Origin of the sequence: Chelativorans sp. YIM 93263, assembly GCF_028767125.1 — a bacterium.
GTDB lineage: Bacteria > Pseudomonadota > Alphaproteobacteria > Rhizobiales > Rhizobiaceae > Chelativorans.
This window is the reverse complement of the sequence record NZ_JAKCWP010000024.1, coordinates 1-807: the sequence shown is the minus strand read 5'-3', so window position 1 is coordinate 807 and position 807 is coordinate 1. Positions and strand designations below refer to the sequence as shown.

Sequence of the window (807 nt, the reverse complement as noted above, 5' to 3'; positions counted from 1 at the left end):
ATTCACGCAGACTGGTTTTGCCGCAACCGAACCGGACATGATGATCTATCCGTATCCAGATCCTTATGAGCTGACGCCGGATGATATCGCATGGTTTCGAAGCTGCCGGTCATTGTGGATCGACGCCGAAGCGGGCGCGCCGGGCATTTTCGGACCGGGGTTAGAGCCAGAAACCATGCGGAGCGTATCTGGTGCGGTTTACAAGGGCTTTCAGCGGCGCATGGAGCCGATCCAGTGCGCCGCTTTTCTCCACGCCACGTTCAGGCCGGGACGGTACGCGATTTCCGGAGGCGAGACCGGTGCACCAACGGTTGTCGAAGTTACCGAAACCGACATCACGCTACTGAAGCGTACCAGCTGGCGCGCATTTACCATTGATTCGAAGCGCCCATATCGGGATCTCAATAATTATCCCGTTGAGATGGCGCAAGCCTTGGGCCTGCAAGTATCGAAGGACGATCAGGGCTATGCCACGATTGATCCTAAACTCGACCAGGAACTCAGGGCGCTTCACAAAAAATCGCAATTCGTCCTGCAGGCCTATATCGAGCATGCGGAGCTGAGCTCGGGGCATTGGCTCATCCCCTTTAATGGTTGGGACGCGATCATATCGCCGCGCTGCCGGCCGGTCGGGCAAGCAGCCATTGACCGCTATAAAGCCGCCATGGTCGTGCTGGCGGAGCGCGCCAGAAATGAGACTGCGGTCGAATTGGTGGTGCCGCTGATCAATACCTCAGCCGAGCTATTCGCATCGCCCTAGCGGAACTCTTATGCGTTTCGCTCAACGCACCGGCTCGTTTGGGGTGG

Annotated in this window: 1 protein-coding gene; it reads left to right on the top strand. The window is 57.6% G+C overall.

Annotation, left to right across the window (positions count from 1 at the left end; translation table 11 throughout):
* Positions 1 to 37 precede the first annotated feature (37 nt).
* Positions 38 to 760: a hypothetical protein gene (locus LY631_RS20315; RefSeq protein ID WP_274427443.1), complete on the top strand. Its 723-nt coding sequence runs from the start codon at positions 38 to 40 to the stop codon at positions 758 to 760.
* Positions 761 to 807 lie beyond the last annotated feature (47 nt).